This is a genomic window from Streptomyces sp. NPDC001270 (assembly GCF_042896695.1).
GTDB lineage: Bacteria > Actinomycetota > Actinomycetes > Streptomycetales > Streptomycetaceae > Streptomyces.
In genome coordinates this window covers 47,858-69,393 of the sequence record NZ_JBIAXM010000020.1, presented here as the reverse complement: position 1 = coordinate 69,393, position 21,536 = coordinate 47,858, and the positions used below count along the sequence as shown (strand labels likewise).

General features: G+C 72.6%; 19 protein-coding genes. 9 read left to right on the top strand and 10 right to left on the bottom strand.

The window, feature by feature from the left end:
- Window positions 1-114 precede the first annotated feature (114 nt).
- Window positions 115-555, top strand: a complete 441-nt coding sequence (locus ACFY2B_RS29630; protein WP_390766131.1) for a hypothetical protein — start codon at window positions 115-117, stop codon at window positions 553-555.
- A gap of 46 nt (window positions 556-601) precedes the next feature.
- Here the strand turns inward: ACFY2B_RS29630 and araD are convergent, their stop codons facing one another.
- From araD to ACFY2B_RS29590, 8 genes are all read right to left on the bottom strand, one after another.
- The gene (gene araD, locus ACFY2B_RS29625; protein WP_390766130.1) at window positions 602-2,365 is read right to left on the bottom strand and encodes an L-arabinonate dehydratase; all 1,764 of its coding nucleotides are present in this window, start codon (window positions 2,363-2,365) and stop codon (window positions 602-604) included.
- Complete coding sequence (locus ACFY2B_RS29620) at window positions 2,362-3,264, bottom strand: dihydrodipicolinate synthase family protein (RefSeq protein WP_390766129.1); 903 nt, start codon at window positions 3,262-3,264, stop codon at window positions 2,362-2,364. The genes araD and ACFY2B_RS29620 overlap by 4 nt, the downstream gene beginning before the upstream one ends.
- 5 nt (window positions 3,265-3,269) lie before the next feature.
- Entirely contained in the window at window positions 3,270-3,938 is a 669-nt protein-coding gene (locus tag ACFY2B_RS29615; RefSeq protein ID WP_390766128.1) for a GntR family transcriptional regulator, read from the bottom strand.
- A gap of 226 nt (window positions 3,939-4,164) precedes the next feature.
- Entirely contained in the window at window positions 4,165-6,252 is a 2,088-nt protein-coding gene (locus ACFY2B_RS29610; RefSeq protein ID WP_390766127.1) for a WD40 repeat domain-containing serine/threonine protein kinase, read from the bottom strand.
- Entirely contained in the window at window positions 6,249-8,237 is a 1,989-nt protein-coding gene (locus tag ACFY2B_RS29605; RefSeq protein ID WP_390766126.1) for a caspase family protein, read from the bottom strand. The genes ACFY2B_RS29610 and ACFY2B_RS29605 overlap by 4 nt, the downstream gene beginning before the upstream one ends.
- Window positions 8,227-8,568 carry a hypothetical protein gene (locus ACFY2B_RS29600; RefSeq protein ID WP_390766125.1) on the bottom strand — a complete coding sequence of 114 codons (342 nt, stop codon included), beginning with the start codon at window positions 8,566-8,568 and terminating at the stop codon, window positions 8,227-8,229. Before ACFY2B_RS29600 ends, ACFY2B_RS29605 begins: the two co-directional genes overlap by 11 nt.
- A 93-nt stretch (window positions 8,569-8,661) precedes the next feature.
- A complete protein-coding gene (locus ACFY2B_RS29595; RefSeq protein WP_390766124.1) occupies window positions 8,662-9,249 on the bottom strand; it encodes a TIGR03086 family metal-binding protein in 588 nt (195 codons plus the stop codon).
- A 29-nt stretch (window positions 9,250-9,278) separates the two neighbouring features.
- A complete protein-coding gene (locus ACFY2B_RS29590; RefSeq protein ID WP_390766123.1) occupies window positions 9,279-9,758 on the bottom strand; it encodes a DUF6010 family protein in 480 nt (159 codons plus the stop codon).
- 189 nt (window positions 9,759-9,947) lie between these two features.
- Here ACFY2B_RS29590 and ACFY2B_RS29585 point away from each other — a divergent pair, with 189 nt between their 5' ends.
- The gene (locus tag ACFY2B_RS29585) at window positions 9,948-11,207 is read left to right on the top strand and encodes an MFS transporter (protein ID WP_390766122.1); all 1,260 of its coding nucleotides are present in this window, start codon (window positions 9,948-9,950) and stop codon (window positions 11,205-11,207) included.
- Here the strand turns inward: ACFY2B_RS29585 and ACFY2B_RS29580 are convergent.
- Together ACFY2B_RS29580 and ACFY2B_RS29575 are read right to left on the bottom strand one after the other, a co-directional pair.
- A complete protein-coding gene (locus tag ACFY2B_RS29580) occupies window positions 11,144-12,307 on the bottom strand; it encodes a hypothetical protein (RefSeq protein ID WP_390766121.1) in 1,164 nt (387 codons plus the stop codon). The genes ACFY2B_RS29585 and ACFY2B_RS29580 overlap by 64 nt on opposite strands.
- Entirely contained in the window at window positions 12,304-13,245 is a 942-nt protein-coding gene (locus ACFY2B_RS29575) for a 5-dehydro-4-deoxyglucarate dehydratase (protein WP_390766120.1), read from the bottom strand. Before ACFY2B_RS29575 ends, ACFY2B_RS29580 begins: the two co-directional genes overlap by 4 nt.
- Before the next feature lie 286 nt (window positions 13,246-13,531).
- Here ACFY2B_RS29575 and ACFY2B_RS29570 point away from each other — a divergent pair, with 286 nt between their 5' ends.
- The 7 genes from ACFY2B_RS29570 to ACFY2B_RS29540 all read left to right on the top strand — a co-directional run bounded on the left by ACFY2B_RS29570 (window position 13,532) and on the right by ACFY2B_RS29540 (window position 21,123).
- Window positions 13,532-14,341, top strand: coding sequence for an NAD-dependent epimerase/dehydratase family protein (locus tag ACFY2B_RS29570; protein ID WP_390766119.1), 810 nt, complete (start codon window positions 13,532-13,534; stop codon window positions 14,339-14,341).
- A 386-nt stretch (window positions 14,342-14,727) separates the two neighbouring features.
- Window positions 14,728-15,498, top strand: coding sequence for a DeoR/GlpR family DNA-binding transcription regulator (locus ACFY2B_RS29565; RefSeq protein ID WP_376531728.1), 771 nt, complete (start codon window positions 14,728-14,730; stop codon window positions 15,496-15,498).
- A 108-nt stretch (window positions 15,499-15,606) separates the two neighbouring features.
- The gene (locus tag ACFY2B_RS29560; protein ID WP_390766118.1) at window positions 15,607-16,980 is read left to right on the top strand and encodes an ABC transporter substrate-binding protein; all 1,374 of its coding nucleotides are present in this window, start codon (window positions 15,607-15,609) and stop codon (window positions 16,978-16,980) included.
- The gene (locus ACFY2B_RS29555) at window positions 16,977-17,915 is read left to right on the top strand and encodes a carbohydrate ABC transporter permease (RefSeq protein ID WP_390766117.1); all 939 of its coding nucleotides are present in this window, start codon (window positions 16,977-16,979) and stop codon (window positions 17,913-17,915) included. Before ACFY2B_RS29560 ends, ACFY2B_RS29555 begins: the two co-directional genes overlap by 4 nt.
- Window positions 17,912-18,772: a carbohydrate ABC transporter permease gene (locus ACFY2B_RS29550; RefSeq protein ID WP_390766116.1), complete on the top strand. Its 861-nt coding sequence runs from the start codon at window positions 17,912-17,914 to the stop codon at window positions 18,770-18,772. The genes ACFY2B_RS29555 and ACFY2B_RS29550 overlap by 4 nt, the downstream gene beginning before the upstream one ends.
- Window positions 18,769-19,758: a zinc-dependent alcohol dehydrogenase family protein gene (locus ACFY2B_RS29545; protein WP_390766115.1), complete on the top strand. Its 990-nt coding sequence runs from the start codon at window positions 18,769-18,771 to the stop codon at window positions 19,756-19,758. Before ACFY2B_RS29550 ends, ACFY2B_RS29545 begins: the two co-directional genes overlap by 4 nt.
- A gap of 162 nt (window positions 19,759-19,920) precedes the next feature.
- Window positions 19,921-21,123: a TerD family protein gene (locus ACFY2B_RS29540; RefSeq protein ID WP_390766114.1), complete on the top strand. Its 1,203-nt coding sequence runs from the start codon at window positions 19,921-19,923 to the stop codon at window positions 21,121-21,123.
- Window positions 21,124-21,536: the final 413 nt, after the last annotated feature.

Below are 21,536 nucleotides of genomic sequence, written 5' to 3'. Positions count from 1 at the left end.
GGGACGGTTGACCGTGCCGGGCCGCGGACACACTGCACAGACGGAGGCCGCCGGCGGCGGTGCACGGCACACCGGAACGGACGGAGCCGGCGGCAGACTGAGGGGGACACCGCGATGGATCTCGTACCGCTCGTGATTCCGGGGGCCCAGGCACTGGTCACCGCCGTGCTGGCCGACGGCTGGGAACAGGTGCGCACCCGGCTCGCGGCCCTGTGGAGCCGACGAACCGGGGAGCCGGCGGACGAGGTCGAACGGCGCCTCGACGACGCGCACCGGCGGACGGCCGCCCAGGACCCGGACGCCGGCGGGGACCCGGACGCCGGGGACTCGGACGCCGGGCAGGCGCGGGCCCGGCTGACCGCGCACTGGACGGCCTTCCTGCTGGCCGCCGTCGCCGAGCGGCCCGAACTCCTCGGCCTCGTCCGTGAACTCGGCACGCCCGCCGCCTCCGTGCACAACAGCAACTCCGTGCACAACAGCAACAGCGGAACGGTCACCACGCTCGTCCAGAGCCGTGACGTGCACGGCGGGATCCGGTTCGGACCCGGGTCCTGAGCGCCGCCCCGTGCCCGGCCGCGGCCGACCCGCACCGGCACCCGGCCTAACCCGCGTAGGGGTCCGGCACCTGGCCCGGCCGGGCCAGGAACTCGAAGTCGCAGCCGGTGTCGGCCTGGGTGATCTGCTCGCTGTAGAGGGCGCCGTAGCCGCGCTCGTAGCGGAGGGGAGGCGGTGTCCAGCGCGCCCGGCGCCGGGCCAGTTCCTCGTCGCCCACTTCGAGCCGGAGGGTCCGCGCCGCGACGTCCAGGGTGATGAGGTCCCCGGTGCGCACCAGTGCCAGCGGCCCGCCGACGTACGACTCGGGGGCCACGTGCAGCACGCACGTGCCGTAACTCGTGCCGCTCATCCGGGCGTCGGAGATCCGCACCATGTCCCGCACCCCCTGGCGGAGCAGATGGCGGGGCAGCGGCAGCATGCCGTACTCGGGCATGCCCGGACCGCCCTTGGGTCCGGCGCCGCGCAGCACCAGCACGCTGTCCGCGGTGATGCCGAGCCCGGGGTCGTCGATGGTGCGCTGCATGGTGCGGTAGTCGTCGAAGACGACGGCGGGGCCGGTGTGCCTGAGCAGGTGCGGCCCGGCGGCGATGTGCTTGATGACGGCCCCGTCCGGACAGAGGTTGCCGCGCAGCACCGCGACCCCGCCCTCCTCGGCGACCGGGTTGTCCCGCGGCCTGATCACGTCGTCGTCGTGCACCCGGGCACCGGCCAGCTGCTCGCGCAGGGTGTCGCAGGAGACCGTCGGCCGGTCCAGGTGCAGCAGGTCCGGGATCCGGGAGAGGAAGCCGGGCAGGCCGCCCGCGAAGTGGAAGTCCTCCATCAGGTACGTCCGTCCGCCGGGCCGGACGTTCGCCAGCACCGGCACAGTGCGCGCGATGCGGTCGAAGTCGTCGAGGGTGAGCCGGACGCCCGCCCGGCCCGCCATGGCGATCAGATGGATGACGGCGTTGGTGGAGCCGCCGAGTCCGAGGACGGTCGTGACCGCGTCCTCGAACGCCTCGCGGGTGAGGACGGCGGACAGCCTGCGGTCCCGGTGGACCAGTTCGACGACGCGCAGCCCGGCCGCCGCGGCCATCCGGTCGTGCCCCGAGTCCACCGCGGGAATGCTGGACGCGCCCGGCACGGTCACTCCCAGCGCCTCGGCGGCGGCGGTCAGCGTGGACGCCGTGCCCATGGTCATGCAGTGGCCCGGCGAGCGGGCGAGACCGCTCTCCAGCTCGGCCATCTCGCAGTCGCCGATGAGACCGGCCCGCTTGTCGTCCCAGTACTTCCACATGTCGGTGCCCGACCCCAGCACCTCGCCCCGCCAGTGGCCGGGCAGCATGGGCCCGGCGGGCACGAACACCGTCGGCAGGTCGACGCTCGCCGCGCCCATGAGCAGCGCGGGTGTGGACTTGTCGCAGCCGCCCAGCAGGACGGCGCCGTCGACCGGGTAGGAGCGCAGCAGTTCCTCGGTCTCCATGGCGAGCAGGTTGCGGTACAGCATCGGGGTCGGCTTCTGGAAGGTCTCGCTGAGCGTGGCGACGGGGAACTCCAGCGGGAAGCCGCCCGCCTGCCACACGCCCCGCTTGACGGCCTGGGCCCGCTCGCGCAGGTGCACATGGCAAGGGTTGATGTCGGACCAGGTGTTGAGGATCGCGACGACCGGCTTGCCGAGGTGCTCCTCGGGCAGGTAGCCGAGCTGGCGGGTCCGGGCGCGGTGGCTGAAGGAGCGCAGGCCGTCGGTGCCGTACCACTGGTGGCTGCGCAGCTCCCGCGGAGTCCTGCGCGGGACGCCGGCCGCGGCCCTGTCCGGGGCGCCGCCGGTCATGCCGGCCAGCCCGCGACGATCGCGGCGACCTCCGCGCGCGTGTCCTCGGGCAGCCCGCTGCTGGGCGGCCGGACGTCGCGGCGGCACAGGCCGAGCGAGGCGAGGGCCTCCTTGACGACGCCGACGTTGTCGGCGGAGCCGTTCGCGGCGCGCAGTTCCTCGAAGCGGCGGATCCGTTCCCACACCTTCATCGCCGCCGGGTGGTCGCCCGCGCGCAGCGCCTCGATCATGTGCCGCGACAGGGCCGGGGCGACGTTCACCAGGCCGGAGGTGAATCCGGTGGCGCCCGCGGAGAAGTACGAGGGGGCGTAGATCTCGGCGAGGCCGGCCACCCAGACGAAGCGGTCGAGGCCGGCGTCCCGGGCGAAGGCGGCGAACCGGGCGGCGTCCGGGACGGCGTACTTGACGCCGATCACGTTCGGGCAGGCGTCGGCGAGTTCGGCGAGCCGGGCGCCGGGCAGCCGGGCGTCGCGGACGTAGGGGACGACGCCCAGTCCGGGGACGGCCGCGGCGATGGCGCGGTGGTAGTCGACCCAGCCGTGCTGCGAGACGTAGGGGTGGACGGGCTGGTGGACCATCACCATCGAGGCGCCCAGCGCGCGGGCGTGCCGGGCGGAGGCGACCGCGGTGGGCACGTCGTGACCGACGCCGACCATGATCTCGGCCCGGCCGCCGGCCTCGTCGGCGGTCAGCTCCGCCACCAGCCGGCGTTCCTCAGGGGTGAGGGCGTAGAACTCGCCGGTGTTGCCGCCTGGGGTCAGGGTGACCACGCCGCCGTCGAGCAGGCGGCGCAGCAGGGCGCGGCCGGTGTCCCGGTCGACGCTGCCGTCCGCGGCGAACGGGGTCACCGGGACGGCCACCACATCGGCGAGCGCGCGCCGCTGGTCCGCGAACGTCATGCCTGTCACCGGCCTTTCCCGTGCGGCGTCCGCTCCGGCTCCGCCCGGGGGAAGGCACGCCGCAGGAACGTCTCGATGTGGGTGTGCAGGGCGCCGGCCGCGCCGTCCGCGTCACCGGCCAGGGCGAGGCGCAGGATCTCCCGGTGCTCGTCGGCCTCCCGTTGCCAGGAGGGGTCGGCGGCCCAGGCGGCGGCGGAGACCAGGGCGGCCTGGTCACGCACCTCGTCGAGCATCCGGCCGAGCAGCGGGTTGCCGCACGGCAGGTACAGGGCGCGGTGGAACTCGCGGTTGGCCAGGGAGCGTTCGGCGGGGTCGGTGGCGCGGCCGGCCCGGTCCAGCGCTTCGCGGGCCTCGTCCAGACCGGCGCCGCGGCGTACGGTCCGGCGCAGCGCCTCCGGTTCGAGGAGCAGCCGCACGTCGTAGACCTCGTGTGCCATGTCCGCGTCCACTGTGCGCACCGTGACGCCCTTGAACTGGCTCAGCACGACCAGCCCGGTCCCGGCCAGCGTCTTGAGCGCCTCGCGCACCGGGGTCTTGGACACCCCGAACTGCGCGGCCAGCTCGGTCTCCACCAGGGCCTGACCTGGCGTCAGCCGACCGGTCAGGATGCGGTGTCTGATCGCGTCGAGCACGAACTGCGTACGGGACGGGATCGGCGTGGGCACGGCGGTCATGCGCACCTCTCGGATCCGGCGCGGGCGATCTGGCGAAGGTGAGCCGGCGCAAGTGATCTGGCGAAGGCGATCTCGCGTCGTGTCTCGTACATGAGATACGACGTATGACGCGCCGAAGGTAGGAGGGGGCGCGGGATCCGTCAATGCCCCGGGCCGACGGACCCGCCTCATCAAGCCATGTCACCGCGCGGACAGCCGGGTTACGGGGGCCGGACCGGGGGCCGGGCTAAGGGCGGTAGCGGACGTTCCACACCTGCACGGTGCCGTCGTTGTCCCCGTTCCCCACGGCGACGGACCGGCTGTCGGGGCTGAAGGCCACGCTGCTGGGGCCGCTGACCGCGCCGCTGACGATCTCGCCGAGCCGGCGGCGGCCGGCGACGTCCCACAGCCGCAGGCGGTCCGTGTCCACGGTGGCCAGCACCCGGCCGTCCGGGCTGAACGCGATGTTCATCACGGGGCTCGTGCCGTCGAGCTTGGCGAGCTGCCGGTAACTGGCGACATCCCACAGGCGCGTGCCGTGGTCCCAGTCGCCGGTGGCCAGGATTGCGCCGTCCGGACTGAACGCCACGCTGTCGACGTTGAGGGAGGGCCCCAGGGGACGGCCGATCTGGCGGCGGCCGGCGACGTCCCACAGCCGGGTGAGGCCGTCGCTGCTTCCGGCGGCGAGGGTGGCGCCGTCCGGGCTGTAGGCCACGCTGCTCACATCGGTGTAGGGGAAGCGCTGGAGCGGTTCGCCCCGCTGGCGCTGGTCCGCCACGTTCCACAGGCGTACGGTGCCGTCGCCGCCGCCGGTGGCGAGGATCCGCCCGTCCGGGCTGAAGGCCACGCTGTGGACGGCGTCGGACCCGATGCTCATCGCGCGGCCGATCTGCCGCTGATCGGCCACGTTCCACAGGCGGGCGGTGCCGTCGCTGCCCGCGGTGGCGAGGGTGCGGCCGTCCGGGCTGAACGCCACGCCGTCGATGTCGAGAGAACCGGTGGTCATCGGGCGGCCCAGTCGGCGGTGGCTCGTCATGCTCCACAGGCGCGCGGTGCCGTCGCCGCTGCCGGAGGCCAGGACGCGGCCGTCCGGACTGAACGCCAGGCCCAGGATGTAGCCGGTGTGGCCGAAGAAGGTGGCCACCGGTTTCGCCGCGTAGGCGGACGGGGACGGCGACGGAGACCGCGACGGCGTGCCTGACGTTCTCGCGCCCGACGCGGACGCCGGCGGCGGGGAAGGCCCGTCGTCGAACGCGGGCAGCAGCACCCCGAGCAGTACGCCGGCCAGCAGCGCGGGCAGACCGACCAGCGAGCCGGTCCGTGCCGCGCGCCACACCGCGCCGTGGTCCGCCGGGGCGTCCGCGGCGGGTTCACCGGGTGCGGGCCCCGGCCCGGCGCCGTCTGCGCCGTCGGCGGCGTCCGGGATCGTGTCCCGGTCGCGGGCCGCCGATGCGACGAGCCGGGTCACCTCGGCCCGGCGGCCCGCCAGCAGGGTGCGTACGGCCGGTGGCCATGGCCGGTCGGCGGGGGCGATCCGCTCCAGGGTCTCCAGCAACTGGGACGGCGTGGGCCGCTGGAGCGGGTTCTTGGCCAGACAGGGTCCGGCGATCTCGCGCAGCCGCTCGGGGAGCGCGTCGAGGTCCGGCTCGGTGTGCACGACGTTGTACAGCGTCTGTGGTGCCGACGGGCCGGTGAACGGGCCCCTGCCGGTGGCCGCGGCGACGAGCACCGCGCCGAGCGAGAACACGTCGCCGCGCGGGGTGGGGCGCCGGCCCTCGGCCAGCTCCGGTGCCATGAACCCCGCGCCGACCAGCCAGCCGGTGTGGGTGAGGTCGCCGCCGTCCTCGCCGTCGGTCGCCCGCGCCACGCCGTAGCCGGTGACCTTGAGGCCGTCGGCGGTGAGGATCACGTTGGACGGCTTGAGATCGCGGTGCACCACACCGGCCCGGTGGATCCCGGTCAGGGCCGACGCCAGACCGGCGGCCAGGCGCAGCACCGCGTCCTCCGGCAACGGGCCGACGATGTCCACCGCCTCGCGCAGCGACACCCCGGGCACGAACTCCGCGGCGAGCCACGGTACCGGCGCCTCCGCGTCGGCATCGAGCAGCGCCGCGGTGTGCGCGCCGGTCACCGCGCGGCAGGCGTCCGTCTCACGGCGGAGCCGCGCGCGGAAGCCGTCCTCCTCGACGAAGTCCGCGCGGATCCGCTTGACCGCGATCAGCCGGCCGTCCGGCGCGCCGGCCAGCAGCAGCCGGCCCAGGGCTCCCCTGCCCAGTTCGGCGACGAGCCGGTAGCTCCCGATCGTCTCCGGGTCCGACGGCCGCAGCGGCCTCATGCCCCTCCCCCGGGGAGCTTCCACAGAGCCACCTTCCCGAGCAGCGAGGCGGCCAGCGCCTTGCCGTCCGGGCTGAACGCGACGCCCACGGTGTCGGAGCCGCCGGAGGAGGTGAACCTGCCGAGCCGTCCGGCGGCCTTGCGGGTGGCGACGTCCCAGAACAGGAGCAGCCCCGCCTGGGTCCCGCCGGCCAGGAACCTGCCGTCCGGGCTGAACTCCAGGGAGCCCACGACGCCCGCGGCGAGCCCTTCGTCGGGGGAGTCGGTGTAGGTGAGGACGGCAATCTCCTTGTGGCCGGCGACCTCCCACAGGTGGACCACGCTGCCGGCGGTGGCACCGGCGAGGAGTTTGCCGTCCGGGCTGAACGCCAGCGCGCCCACGCCCGTCTCGGAGCCCGCGATGGTGGCGATCTTCGTGTAGGTGGCGCCGTCCCACAGTTCGACCAGTCCGGCGACGGTGGACGCGGCGAGGATCGAGCCGTCCGGGCTGAACGCGATGGAGTTCACCTGCTTGGTGCTGGTGTGCACGCCGGCCACGGCGCTGGTGAGGGTGGCGATCTTCGCCTGGGCGGCCACGCTCCAGATCGAGATCGTCCCGATGCCGTTGGCGCTGGCCAGGATGGCGCCGGCGGGGCTGAAGGCGACCTGGTTGACCAGGACGACGCCCTCGTCGGTGAGGGTGGCCAGGCGCTTGCGGGTGGCCACCTCCCACAGCGAGATCGTGCCGTCCCGGGCGGAGTCGCCGCCGGCCTCCTTGCTGTCGACGCCCGCCAGGAAGGCGCCGTTCGGGCTGAACGCCACGGACACCACACCGTTGAACGCGGGGCCGGTGAAGTCGGTGAGGACGGCCGTGCGTCTGCGGGCGGCGACGTCCCACAGCGAGATGGTGCCGTCGCCGTTGCCGGTGGCCAGGGTCTTGCTGTCCGGGCTGAACGCGGCGTCCATCACGCCCGGTTGCCGGACCGTGGCGTACGGGGTCGGCTCGGGTCCTGCGCCTTCGCCGTCCTTGCCGCCGGACTCCTTGCCCGCGGCCTCGCCGCCGGCCGACGAGAGCAGGGACAGGCCCAGCGGAACGGCCGTCGCGGCGACGGTGACGCCGGCCGCGGCGAGCAGCAGGGCGCGGCGCGAGGGGCGCCGCAGGCCGGACGGTTCGGTGGCGGACGGGCGGGTGGCCGACGGGCCGGTGGTGGCCGGGCCCGGAAGAGGCGGCGCCGGTTCCGAGGCGGCACCGGGCAGCGCGTGGAACGCGGCGTTGCGGGCGAAGGGGAACTGATAGGCGTCGCGCACACCGCCGTCGACGGGCTGCGGAAGACCCGCCCGCAGGAGCCGGGACCGCGTCTCCACGAAGATCTGCCGGAGGTTCAGCTCGGCCGGCTTGTGCGGGATGCCCTTCTCCACCACGTCGATGAAGGTGTGGGTGAAGTGCGTCAGCCTGCCGCCGATGGGGGACTTCGCCTTCTGGTAGCGGGAGCTGGCGCCGATGAAGTACAGCCCGTCCACCGGGTGGGCGTCGGCCAGTTCGGCGGCGGAGCCCGACTGGAAGTGGAAGTCGGCGTCCATGCCCAGTTCGGCGTGGCAGCAGTCCAGAATCACCAGTTTGGTCGCGGCGGGCGAGCCGCTCAGGACCTCCACCAGCCGCGGATACGGCAGCGCCGAGTCCGGCAGCACCTCGGGATCGGGCACGGTTCCCGTCATGGCGAGCGCCAACTGCCCGTCCCGGGTGCGCATGCCGTGGCCGACGTAGTAGACGAGGAGGACGTCGGTGACGTCCCGTACCAGCGGCACCAGTTCCAGCACCGCGTCCCGCGGGCTGTCCATGTCCTCGATCGGTGTGACGCGTTCGGCCGGCCAGCCGCACAGGTCGCCGCTCAGCAGCGCCGCCATGGCGCTGACGCAGGTGTCGGCGGGCAGCGGCCGCATGGCCGGGTCACGGTAGTGCGAGGTACCGATCAGGATCGCCCGGGACCGGGAGCGATCAGGGCTCATCGTCGAACAGGTTCTCAAGCAGCGGCAGGATCTCGTCGACGTTCGAGGCGGTGACCTCCAGCCGGTCCTCGCCGCGGCGGAACTTCAGCGTGATCTGCGAACCACGCGACTCGACGAGCGTCTTGACGATCTGGAGCAGGATGGTGATCGCCCCGCCGGAGCAGGCGGCGGTGATGAACTCCAGTGCCGATCCCTGCTCGCCGGCCGCCGCCGGCGCGGACCCGGCCCGCAGGTGAATGCCGGACACGCCGCGCAGTTCGTCGTAGACGGCGTCGAGGTCCGCCGGATTCCCGGCCCGGATCTCGACCGCCGCACCCTTCTCGCCGGTCACCCTGCCCCGCCTTCCCCCGAAGCGCGTCGTCATGCCCGGCGAGTATCGCACGGCTCGGTGGCGGGGCGAAGGGCGGTCCGCCCCGCCCGCGGGCTACGCCTTCCAGCCCGGGTCGCGGCCGCTCAGGCCGAGCGCCCGGTCCAGCAGCGGAGCGTCCTGCGGGACCGGGACGACCGGGCCGAACAGGCCGCCGTCCCGGGGCGGGTGTTCGGTCGCGGTCAGCAGGAAGGCGTACGACGCCTCCAGGGCGGCGGGGTCGGGTGCATAGGGCCGGCCGGTGGCGCGGGCCAGGTCCCAGCCGTGGATGACCAGTTCACCGGCGGCCACGGCGCCCGCGACGGAGCCGGGCAGGTCCACTCCGCCGGCCCGGGTCACACCGGTCCAGGCGGCCGGATCGCGCCAGGAGTCGGCGAGTTCCGCGAGCGCCTTCGGCAACTCGGTGCGCCAGTCGGGGCCGATGTCCGGTGTGGCGGCGTCCGGGCTGGTGTCGGTGGTCGCGCCCAACTGCTTGCGGCCCGCGTCCCGGAACGCCGCGGACAGCCCCGTCAGATGGCCCAGCAGGTTGCGCACCGCGAGGTCCGGGCAGGGTGTCGCCACCGAGAGCTGCTCGTCCGTCACCTCCTCGGCGAGCCGCGCCACGATGAGGGTCTGCGGGCCGAGGTCGAGCATCGTGCCGGTCATGCGGGTCTCCTGTCACGGCTGGGGGTCGTTCAGGGGGTGGACCGGCGGCGGCCGGGAAACTCATCGGCGGCGGGCGGAACCGGTACGGGGTCGCCGGCGGCCCGCCCCGGCACCGCCCCCTCCGGCTCGGACCGCCGCCGCTCCCGCCAGGTCCGGCCGCCCGACAGGCACCAGATGGCGATCACCGGGTCGCAGATCGCGCAGCCCAGCGAGGAGTCGTGGAAGAACGGCAGCAGCGGGCTGCCCTTGAGGTGGTGGACGACGTCCCAGGCAGTGTGCAGCAGCCAGCCGATCCCGACGAACGTCCACGAGTCCACGGCGCGGAAGGCGACGTACGTCATCACCACCGTGAAGGCGACGTCCCAGCCGTCCAGTCCGCCACTGCTGAGGTAGGCGGCGCCCGCGCCCGCCACCATCACGGCGTTCAGGCGCAGCCGGTGCGGCTCGCGCAGGAGGCACATCAACAGGACGTAGAGGAGGCCGATGACGACCGGCACGACGTAGCGCATGCGGCCGACGCTAGGCCCAGGCACGCGCCCGCCCCAGGGGCAGGAATGACGGATTCCGACGGATTCCCGCCGACGGGTTCCCGCTGGGGGCGTCCGGGCCGGGAGGTTCTCGGGCCGCCGCGGTCCCCGCGGTTTCTCAGGCATCTGCCCGATGCCCGCGCGCCTGCCTCAGCACCACGATGACCGGACATGACGAGCAAGACGAGGGTCCGGGCGTCCTGGATGTCCTGGACGGTGACGCGCGTGCTGCGCGACCGCGACGCGGGGCTGTATCTGGCGGGGGTGGTGGTGTCGGGCTTCGGCTCGTCCTCGCTGTGGCTGGCGTCGGGTGTGTGGGTCAAGGACCTCACCGGCTCCGACGGGCTGGCCGCGCTGAGTCTGCTGGCGATGTGGGCACCGACCGCCGCCGGACCCGTCCTGGGCGCACTCGCCGACCGGGTGCGGCGAAAACCGCTGCTCATCGCCCTGAACCTGGTGCTGGCCGCGCTCCTGCCAGTCCTGTTCGCCGTCGACGCGCCGGACGACCTGTGGCTGCTGTTCGCCGTCCTGTTCCTGTACGGCGCCGCGGGCGTCGTGCAGGACGCCGCCGAGTCGGCGCTCCTGCCCGCGGCCGTCGGCCCGGAGCTGCTCGGCGACTTCAACGGGCTGCGGATGACCGCGGGCGAGGGCATGAAGCTGGTCGCGCCGCTGGCCGGTGCCGGTCTGTACACGGCGTACGGCGGGGCGGCCGTGGCCCTGCTGGACGCGGTCACCTTCGTGCTGGCCGCCGGGGTGTGCGCCCTGCTGCGCGTCGCCGAGGAGCCGCCGGACCGCCCCACCAAAAGCCGGTGGCAGCGGACCGCGGAGGGCGTCCGGCACCTGTGGGCGCACCCGACGCCGCGGGTGCTGGTCCTGGCGGGCGGCGCGACGATGTTCTGCACCGCCGTCAACGGCGCGGCGACCTACGCCGTCGTGGACAGCCTGGGTCGCTCCCCCGCCTTCGCGGGGGTGCTGTATGCCGCGCAGGGCGCGGGTTCGGTGGCGCTCGGGCTGGTCTCCGGGCCCGCGCTGCGCCGGCTCGGCGACCGCGGGTTCGCGGCGGCCGGCATCGCCCTGCTGGCCCTCGCGGTGGCCGGTCGCGCGCTGCCCACCGAGCCGACGGCGCTGCTGTGCGGCGTGGCGGGCGGGGTGGGGCTGCCGTGCGTGCTGATCGCCGCGCTCACCGCCGTACAGCGCGAGACGCCCGGCCCGCTGCTGGGCCGGGCGTCCGCCACCGCGAGCACCCTGCTGTTCACGCCGAACGTGGTCGGGCTGGCCGCCGGGGCCGCCCTGGTCGAAGTGGCGGACGTCCGGCTGCTGCTGCCCCTGCTCGGGGTGGCGCTGCTGGCGATGGCCCTGTCCCTGGTTCAGCGTCCGGCGAGCGCCTCCCGCACCGCCGCCAGGTCGCCGTCCGACGCCAGCCCCAGGTGATACAGGCGCAGTTCGGTGGCGCCCGCCGCGCGGGCCCGGGCCGCGTCCGCCGCCAGGGTGCCGGGGCTGCCGCCCATGCCGGAGACCACGGTGAGGTTGGCCGCCAGCACGGTGCCCGCGCGCCGCCGCCCGGCGAAGGGCGTGAGCAGTTCCGGGCCGCCGGTGCAGGGCACGACGACTCCGTCCGCGACGGACAGGATGTGCTCGGGGTCGACGCCCGCGTTGGCGCCGCAGTGGTACGACACCGGGTCCGCGTGCAGCAGCACCTGGAAGCCCTCGGGCGCGGCGGCGCGGACGGCGGCGACGGCCGCCTCCTGGAGGGTGCGGGCGGTGTCGTCGCGCCACGCGCGCGTGGCGGCGGCCGGCGGTGCGCCGAGGAGCCTTTCCACGCCCGCCCAGCCGCCGGCCTCCGGCGCGCCGCGCCACAGCGGCTCCAGCGCCGTCCGTACGGCGGCGGCCAGTTCGTCGGGGTCGGCGCCCCGCTCCCCGTACCCGGCGCGGCAGTCGGGGCAGAAGCACAGCGACATCAGGTACTGGCCGGCCTCGCCGAGGCCGACCCCGCCGGTCTTGTCGTGGGCGTGCAGATGGGCCAGCCCGTACCAGCCGAGGGACTCCAGCTCCGTGCCGCGGGCGCCGGGGCGTACGGCGGCCTCGGCGGCGAGGCCGACCAGGTACGCGCGCGTGGCGGGCTGCGCGATGCAGGGGGCCCACGGGTAGCGGTCGCCGTAGGCGTTGACGACCGAGGTGTCCGGGTGTTCGGCGCCCAGCCGGGAGTTGTGCGCGAGGACCACCCAGGTGTGCACCTCCAGGCCGGCCGCGGCGAGCGCGTCGGCGGCCTCGCCGTAGGCGTCGCCCGGCGCCCAGTCGCCGGCCGGGTGGGGCCGCGGGATGCGGCCCGCCCAGTGGCCGCCGAGGGGGTAGAGCACGGCGGCGTGTTCGGCGGTGACGATCCGGTGGCGCGGATGGCGGGGGGTGAGCGCGCGGGTGGAGTGGTAGGCGGCGGCGAGGGTGATCTGGGCGGTGCCGAGCCCGGCGAACCGCGCGGGCGCCGCCGGGTCCCCGACCACGTCCCAGGGGTAGACGAATCCGGATGCCTTCACGCGGTCGCCGCCAGCAGCGCGTAGCCGCGTTCGATCACCTGGGCGAGCTGTTTGACGTGCTCCTCGCTCGGTTCGTGCAGCGGCGGCCGCACCCCGCCGACGTCGCAGCCGCGCAGCCGCACGCCCGCCTTGACCAAGGCGACGGCGTAGCCGCGGCCCTGCGCGCGCAGTTCGACGAACGGGCGGTAGAAGCCGTCCAGGAGCCGGTGCGCGGAGGTCTCGTCGCCGTCCCGCAGCGCCCGGTGGAAAGCGAGGGCGATCTCGGGGGCGAAGCAGAAGACGGCCGAGGAGTAGAGGGTGATGCCGAGGGCGCGGTAGGCGAGCTGGGTCTGCTCGGCGGTCGGCAGGCCGTTGAAGTAGAGGAAGTCACCGGGGGCGTCGGTGCGTACGGCGCTGACGACGCGCTGCATCAGGTCGAGGTCGCCGAGGCCGTCCTTGAAGCCGATGATCCCTTCCGTGCGGGCGAGTTCGACCACCGTGGGCGGGGTGAACACCGCGTTGTCGCGCTGGTAGACGATCACCGGCAGGCCGGTCGCGGCGGCGATCTCCCGGTAGTGCCGCAGCAGGCCCTCCTGGCCGGGGACGACGAGGTACGGCGGCATGGCGAGCAGCCCGTCGGCCCCGGCGTCCCGGGCGAGGGCCGCGTAGCGCACGGCGAGCGCCGTGCCGTATCCGGCGCCCGCGACGACCGGTACCTCTCCTGAGGCGGCCTCGACGGCGACGCGTACGCAGGCGGCGAACTCCTCGGGCAGAAGCGCGTGGAACTCCCCGGTGCCGCAGCAGGCGAACACGGCGGCGGCCCCGGCCTCGACGCCCCGGCGTACGTGCGCGCGGTAGACGTCGAGGTCCACGGAGCCGTCGGGCGCGTAGGAGGTGACGGGGAAGAACAGCGGCCCGCTGGGGTTGCGGAGTCGCGCGGCGAGAGGGGCTGACGTCACGGGCGCTCCCTGTCGGTGCATGTTTATGATCGGTGTCTATATTTCTGAACGAAGCCACGCTACGGGCCGCACTCGGGGCCGGTCAAGCGGGCAAACCCGCGACACGAGAGCGGATCCGCCCACTCCATGCCACCCTTGACGAGCCGGAGCGCCGCTCCTTAGCGTGTCCATGAATGTGAATGCTGGCCATGAATACGACTGTTGGCTCACCTCTGCGGCGGTCGGCCCGAGCCGTCGGCCGCTGGTTCGGGCCACCGGCCGCGCCCCTGACCCGAGGAGACCGAGCATGCCCGCTCCCCGCACCGTCCTGCTCACCGGCGCCGCCGGCGGTCTCGGCACCCTGATGCGGGAACTGCTCCCGGACCACGGCTACGACCTGCGGCTGTTCGACATGCGTCCGATCGAGGGCGAGCCGGACGCGATCACCGCGGACCTCGCGGACACCGAGGCGCTGCGCGCGGCCGTGACGGGCGTCGACGCGATCATCCACCTCGCGGGCATCTCCCTGGAGTCGACCTTCGAGAAGATCCTGAAGGCGAACATCGAGGGCACCTACCACCTGTACGAGGCGGCCCGCCGGGCGGGCGTGCCGCGGATCGTCTTCGCCTCCTCCAACCACGCGGTCGGCTTCACCCGCGCCCCGCGCGGCGACGACCCGCTGATCCCGGCCGACACCCCGCGCCGCCCGGACACCTTCTACGGCCTGTCCAAGTCCTTCGGCGAGGACCTGGCGCAGCTCTACTGGGACAAGCACGGCCTGGAGACCGTCTCCGTCCGCATCGGCTCCTGCTTCCGGGAGCCGAGCAGCGTCCGCATGCTCTCGGTGTGGATGAGCCCGGCCGACGGCGCCCGCCTCTTCCACGCGGCACTGACCGCCGAGCACGTCGGCCACACCGTCGTCTACGGCTCGTCCGCCAACACCCGCCTGTGGTGGGACCTGACCGGGGCACGGGCGCTCGGCTACGCACCGCAGGACGACTCGGAGCCGTACGCCGCGCAGCTCATCGCCGAACAGGGGGAGTTGACCCCCGACGACCCGGCCCACACCCACCTGGGCGGGCACTTCGTGAACGACCCGCCGATCTGGCCGCACTGAGGACGAGAGCCGATCCCGGCCGCACTGAGGACACGAGCCGATCCGGTCGCAGCTATGACGAAACGGGCACGGCCCGGAGCGGAACCCGAACCGGGAGCGGCACGGAGCACGGACCGGGAAGCGGCGGAAAACTGTCGGCCGAATGGGCGGGCGGGCACCAAACGGGCCCGCCCGCCCGTGTATTCGGGCACGGACACCGCCCGTTCCCACCTCGTCCGAAACAGCCACGCAGGTCCGAGGCGGGCAATCCGCCCGGCGATCGGGCACACACGGGCAGCATCGGATCGGCAACAGACCTGGTCAGCGTCGCGCACCCGCTGTAAAACATCTCCCGTGGGCCCCACCGGGCCCGAACGGGCACACCTCAGCGTGGAGGCAGGTGACGCATGAGTTCCAAGACGGCCGAGGAACGGCAGCGAGAGATCGTGCGGGCCGCACGGACGACCGGCTCCGTCGACGTCACCGCGCTCGCCTCCGAGCTGGGCGTGGCCAAGGAGACCATCCGGCGCGATCTGCGCGCCCTGGAGGACCACGGTCTGGTGCGCCGCACCCATGGCGGCGCCTATCCCGTGGAGAGCGCCGGGTTCGAGACGACGCTCGCCTTCCGGGCCACCAGCCAGGTGCCCGAGAAGCGCCGGATCGCCGCCGCGGCCGCCGAACTGCTCGGGGACGCGGAGACCGTCTTCGTCGACGAGGGCTTCACCCCACAGCTCATCGCCGAGTCCCTGCCCGTGGACCGGCCACTGACCGTGGTCACCGCTTCCCTGCCGGTCGCCGGCGCCCTGGCCGAGGCCGAAAACGTCTCGGTGCTGCTCCTCGGCGGCCGGGTCCGCCCCGGCACGCTGGCGACCGTCGACCACTGGACCACGAAGATGCTGGCCGGCTTCGTGGTCGACCTCGCCTTCATCGGCGCCAACGGCATCTCCCGCGAACACGGGCTGACCACCCCCGACCCGGCGGTCAGCGAGGTCAAGGCACAGGCCGTCCGGGCCGCCCGGCGCACCGTCCTCGCGGGGACGCACACCAAGTTCGGAGCGGTCAGCTTCTGCCGGTTCGCCGACGTCGGCGCGCTGGAGGCGATCGTGACGAGCACCCTCCTCCCGGCGACCGAGGCCCACCGCTACTCACTGCTGGGGCCGCAGGTCATCCGCGTGTGACTGATCCGAACTCATATACCAAGGCAATCCCCAGGGGTGCCGCGCACCGCCCCGCGCCCCTTGTATCCGCACATCGCCATACGTCCTCACACCTACCAGGAGCTATCCATGCACACCCAGAGCCGATGGAGGCCCCGCGCCACGCTCGCCCTGGCCGCCGCAGGGACGCTGTTCACTCCGCTGCTCGTCGGCTGCTCGGGCGCCGGCGGAGCCGGCGGCGGGTCCTCGGCCCACTCGATCAACGTCCTGATGGTGAACAACCCGCAGATGGTGGAGCTGCAGAAGCTCACCGCCGACCACTTCACCAAGGACACCGGCATCAAGGTGAACTTCACCGTCCTGCCGGAGAACGACGTCCGGGACAAGATCAGCCAGGACTTCGCCAACCAGGCCGGCCAGTACGACGTGGCCACGCTCAGCAACTACGAGATCCCGATCTACGCCAAGAACGGCTGGCTCCACCCGATCGACTCGTACGTCAAGAAGGACACCGCCTTCGACCAGCAGGACATCCTCAAGCCGATGCAGCAGGCCCTCACCGCGGCCGACGGCAAGCTCTACGGCGAGCCCTTCTACGGTGAGTCGTCCTTCCTGATGTACCGCAAGGACGTCTTCCAGAAGAAGGGCCTGACCATGCCGGCCAAGCCCACCTGGAAGCAGGTCGCGGACCTCGCCGCGAAGGTGGACGGCGCCGAGCCCGGCATGAAGGGCATCTGTCTGCGCGGGCTGCCCGGCTGGGGGGAGATGATGGCTCCGCTGACCACGGTCGTCAACACCTTCGGCGGCACCTGGTTCGACAAGGACTGGAAGGCCCAACTGGACTCCCCCGAGTTCAAGAAGGCCGCGCAGTTCTACGTCGACCTGGTCCGCAAGCACGGCGAGTCCGGCGCGCCGCAGGCCGGCTTCGCCGAGTGTCTGAACAACACGACGCAGGGCAAGACGGCGATGTGGTACGACGCCACGTCCGGCGCGGGTTCGCTGGAGGCCGCCGGTTCCCCGGTCAAGGGCAAGATGGGCTACGTCCCGGCCCCGGTCGACAAGACGGACAGCTCCGGCTGGCTCTACACCTGGGCGTGGGGCATCCAGAAGGCGTCCAAGAACGCCGACGACGCCTGGAAGTTCATCTCGTGGGCGTCCAGCAAGGACTACGAGAAGCTCGTGGGCGAGAAGGCGGGCTGGGCCAACGTGCCGGCCGGCAAGCGCAGCTCGACCTACGACATCCCGGAGTACCGCAAGGAGGCGGCCGCCTTCGCGGACGTCACCCGGGACGCCATCTCCAGTGCCAAGCCGAACGACCCGGGTGTGCAGCCCCGTCCCGCGCCCGGCATCCAGTTCGTCGACATCCCCGAGTTCACCGACCTGGGCACCAAGGTCTCGCAGGAGCTGAGCTCCGCCGTCGCGGGCCGGCAGTCCGTGGACAGCGCGCTTGAGAAGGCACAGAAGCTCGCCGAGACCGTCGGCAAGAAGTACGAGGGATCATGACCGTCACCGCCCCCGCCCCGGTCGCCGCCGCCACCGCGCGGCCGGCGATCCGGCCGCCGAACCGCATGCGCGCGTGGGTCACCCGAGCGCCGCTGCTGCCCGCGCTGGTCTTCATGATCGTAGTGACCCAGCTGCCCTTCGTGGCGACCCTGGTGTTCTCGTTCTTCGACTGGAACGCGCTGTATCCGAAGGACCGTCACTTCACCGGTATCGACAACTACCGGCAGGTCCTGACCGACCCGGACCTGCGCCAGTCGGTGTGGACGACCATCGTGCTGACCGTCACGGTGGTCCTGGCCAGCCTGGTCCTGGGCCTTGCCGTCGCACTGCTGCTCAACCGGAAGTTCCGGGGCCGCGGCATGGTCCGTACGCTGATGATCGCACCGTTCCTGGTCGTGCCCGTGGCCGCCGCCCTGCTGTGGAAGCACGTGCTCTACAACCCCGAATACGGCCTGTTCAACGGTTTACTGCACTATGTAGGCGGCCCGCAGCCGGACTGGATCTCGGACAATCCGCTGATCGCGGTCGAGGCTTCCCTGGTGTGGCAGTGGACGCCGTTCATGATGCTGATCCTGCTGGCGGGACTGCAGAGCCGCGACAACGAGCAACTCGAAGCCGCGCGGGTGGACGGCGCGAGCGACTGGCAGGTCTTCCGCTACCTCACCCTCCCGCATCTGCGCCGCTACCTCGAACTCGGCGGCCTGCTGGGCTCGATCTACATCGTGCAGAACTTCGACGCGGTCTTCACGATCACGTCGGGCGGCCTGGGCACCGCCAACCTCCCGTACACCGTCTACCAGAGCTTCTACCAGGCCCACGAGAACGGCCTCGCCTCGGCCGCGGGCGTCGTGGTGGTCATCGGCTCGATCATCATCGCGACCTTCGCGCTGCGCGTGGTGTCGTCGCTGTTCCGCGAGGAGGTGTCGCGCGCATGAGCACCGTCGCAGCAAAGACCGTGAACGTACGGTCCCGCCGTCGCAGCGGAGCGGGGCTGGGCCTGGTGGCCTGGCTGGTGGGGCTGCTGTTCTTCCTGCCCATCGCGTGGATGGCCCTGACCTCCTTCCACTCCGAGACGGACGCCGCCACCAATCCGCCGTCCTTCGGGGCCTCCCTGACCCTGGACAGCTACCGCGAGTTCTTCGGTGCGGGCGGCGGGGCCGACCCCTGGCCCGCGCTGATCAACTCGGCCACCGCGTCGATCGCCTCGACCCTGTTCGTGCTGCTGCTGGCCCTGCCGGCGGCGTACGCACTCTCCATCCGCCGGGTGCGGAAGTGGACGGACGTCCTGTTCTTCTTCCTGTCGACGAAGATGCTGCCGGTGGTGGCGGGCCTGCTGCCGATCTACCTGTTCGCGAAGAACACCGGCATGCTCGACAACATCTGGCTGCTGGTCATCCTGTACACGTCGATGAACCTGCCGATCGCGGTGTGGATGATGCAGTCCTTCCTCGCCGAGGTCCCGGTGGCGGTGATCGAGGCCGCCCGGGTGGACGGCGCCCGGCTGCCGACGATCCTGGCCCGTGTGGTGGCACCGATCGCCCTGCCCGGCATCGCCGCGACGGCGCTGATCTGCTTCATCTTCAGCTGGAACGAGCTGTTGTTCGCCCGGGTCCTCACCGGTGTGGTCGCCGAGACCGCACCCGTCTTCCTGACCGGCTTCATCACCAGCCAGGGCCTGTTCCTGGCGAAGGTGTGCGCCGCGTCGCTCGTCGTCTCCCTGCCGGTGCTCGCCGCGGGGTTCACCGCCCAGGACAAGCTGGTCCAGGGCCTCTCGCTGGGAGCCGTGAAATGAAGGCCGCCGTCATCGAGTCCGTGGGCCGCGCCGTCGTCACGGAGGTCCCGGACCCGACGCCCGGCCCGCGCGAGGTCGTCGTCGAAGTGGCCGCCTGCGGCCTGTGCGGCACGGATCTGCACATCCTCCAGGGCGAGTTCGCACCGAAGCTGCCGATCGTGCCCGGACACGAGTTCGCGGGCCGGGTCGTCGGGGTGGGCGCCCAGGTCACCGAGGTCGCGGTCGACGACCGGGTGGCGGTCGACCCGTCGCTGTACTGCTACGAGTGCCGCTACTGCCGCGCCGGCCACAACAACCTCTGCGAGCGCTGGGCGGCGATCGGCGTGACCAACCCGGGCGGCGCGGCGCAGTACGCGGTGGCGCCGGTGGCGAACTGCGTGAAGCTGCCCGAGCACGTCCGCACCCAGGACGCGGCCCTGATCGAGCCCCTGTCCTGCGCGGTGCGCGGCTACGACATCCTCCAGTCCCGGCTGGCCAGCCATGTGCTGATCTACGGATCCGGGACCATGGGACTGATGATGCTGGAACTCGCCAAGCGGACCGGCGCGGCGAGCGTGGACATGGTGGACCTGAACCCGGACCGGCTGGAGACGGCCCGCCGGCTCGGCGTCTCGGCGTCCGCCGCGAACGCCGACGAACTCGACCGGCCGCAGGGCTGGGACGTCGTGATCGACGCGACGGGGAACGCGGCGGCCATCCAGGACGGCCTGGAGCGGGTGGCCAAGGCGGGCACGTTCCTCCAGTTCGGGGTCGCCGACTACTCGACCCGGGTGAAGATCGACCCGTACCGCATCTACAACCAGGAGATCACCATCACCGGCTCCATGGCGGTGCTGCACAGCTACGAGCGGGCGGCGGAGCTGTTCGCGAACGGTGTGCTCGACCCCGAGGTGTTCATCAGCGACCGCATCCCGCTGGAGCGCTACCCGCAGGCGCTGGAGCAGTTCGCGGCGGGCGTGGGACGCAAGATCGTGGTGGTGCCGTAGGCGGACCGCGGGCCGCGGGGGCGCTCAGGGGTGAAGGCCCCTGGGCGCCCCCGCGGCCGTTCTCGGCCGCCCCGCGGGCGACCGGTGGGAGCGCTGGGCCGAACGGACGCAAGGTAAGGGAACGGTAAAGCGCTCTCGATCGTTACCTCTGGCATGACAGCTATGACCCCAGGCTCGAACATCCCTCTCTCCGCGTCCCGGGTGACGGTGGACGTCGCCGCCCCGGTGCGGCTCGACGTGTCGGGCCTGCTGCTCACCGCCGACGGCAAGGTGCGCTCCGACGAGGACTTCATCTTCTACAACCAGCCCTCGGGACCGGGCGTGACCTACCGCTCGGGCGGCGGCGCGGCACCCGACGCGATCATCGTCGACACCGCCGCCGTCCCGCCCGGCATCGAGAAGATCGTCGTGACCGCGAGCCCCGACGCCGCGGGCCAGACCTTCCAGGGCATCGAACCGACGGCGACGATCCGCGCCGCCGACGGCAACGCGGTCCTGGCGACGTTCACACCCCCGCAGCTCGGCACCGAGACGGCACTGGTGGTGGTCGAGATCTACCGCCGCGCCGGCCAGTGGAAGGCGCGCGCCGTCGGCCAGGGATACGCGGACGGACTCGCGGGCATCGCCACCGACTTCGGCGTCACCGTGGAGGAACCCGCCCCGGCCGCGCAGCCGGTGGCCCCGCCACCGCCCGCCGCACAGCCCATCGCACAGCCCACCGCGCAGCCCGTGGCGCCCCCGATGCCCGCCGCTCCCCCGGCGCCGCCGGCCGCCGCGCCCGGCACCGGGAAGATCAACCTGGACAAGGGCCGGGTCAGTCTCCAGAAGAACCAGACCGTCTCCCTCGTCAAGGGCGGCCGTCCGCTGCTGTCCCGGGTGCAGATGGGCCTCGGCTGGGAGCCCGCCTTCCGCGGCAAGGACATCGACCTGGACGCCTCGGTCATCGCCTACGGCCCCCAGCGCAACCACATCGACAGCTGCTACTTCGGCAAGCTGTCGATCCTGAACGGCGCGATCAAGCACTCCGGCGACAACCTCACCGGTGAGGGCGGCGGTGACGACGAGGTGATCGTCGTCGACCTCGGCCGGATCCCGCAGGAGGTCACCGGCCTGGTCTTCACCGTCAATTCCTTCTCGGGCCAGAAGTTCACCGAGGTCGCCAAGGCGTACTGCCGCCTCGTGGACAGCGCGTCCGGCGAGGAACTGGTCCGCTTCGACCTGACCGGTGCCGAGCCACAGACGGGCGTGCTGATGGCCAAGCTGATCCGCCAGTACTCCGGCGAGTGGGAGATGACCGCGATGGGCGACTTCGTGAAGGCCCGCACGGTCCGCAACATGGTGAAGCCGGGCGCGCAGGCGCTCTAGGAAACACCGTCGACCTGGCCGGCGCCGGCACCTCCGGATCCCCGGGGTGGGCTCTGCGGGGCCGCCTCGCTTTCTTTGCCCGTTGATTGACTCGTCTTTAGGGAAAACACGTCGACACGGACCGGCCGAGTCTCGGTGGATGCCGGCCCGCTGCCGCGGGAAAATTCAGGGCGGGCACCCCGTTTCTTCGGTGCGGGAACGGCGATCAACCTGCGGGTCTTGATCGAATGACGTGAGTCCGCGCCGTATGACGTGACGGAACGGCCCATCGCCAGTAGATATATGACGGGTGTGACGGAGATCTCATCACCGGGTCCAGCAAGTGCGTATCTACCTGTAGTTTCGTCGTCTTTGTCGCTGCTGCGTGGATCCCTTGACGGAAGGCATGATTTCCCCGTCGAATCGTTCCGGCA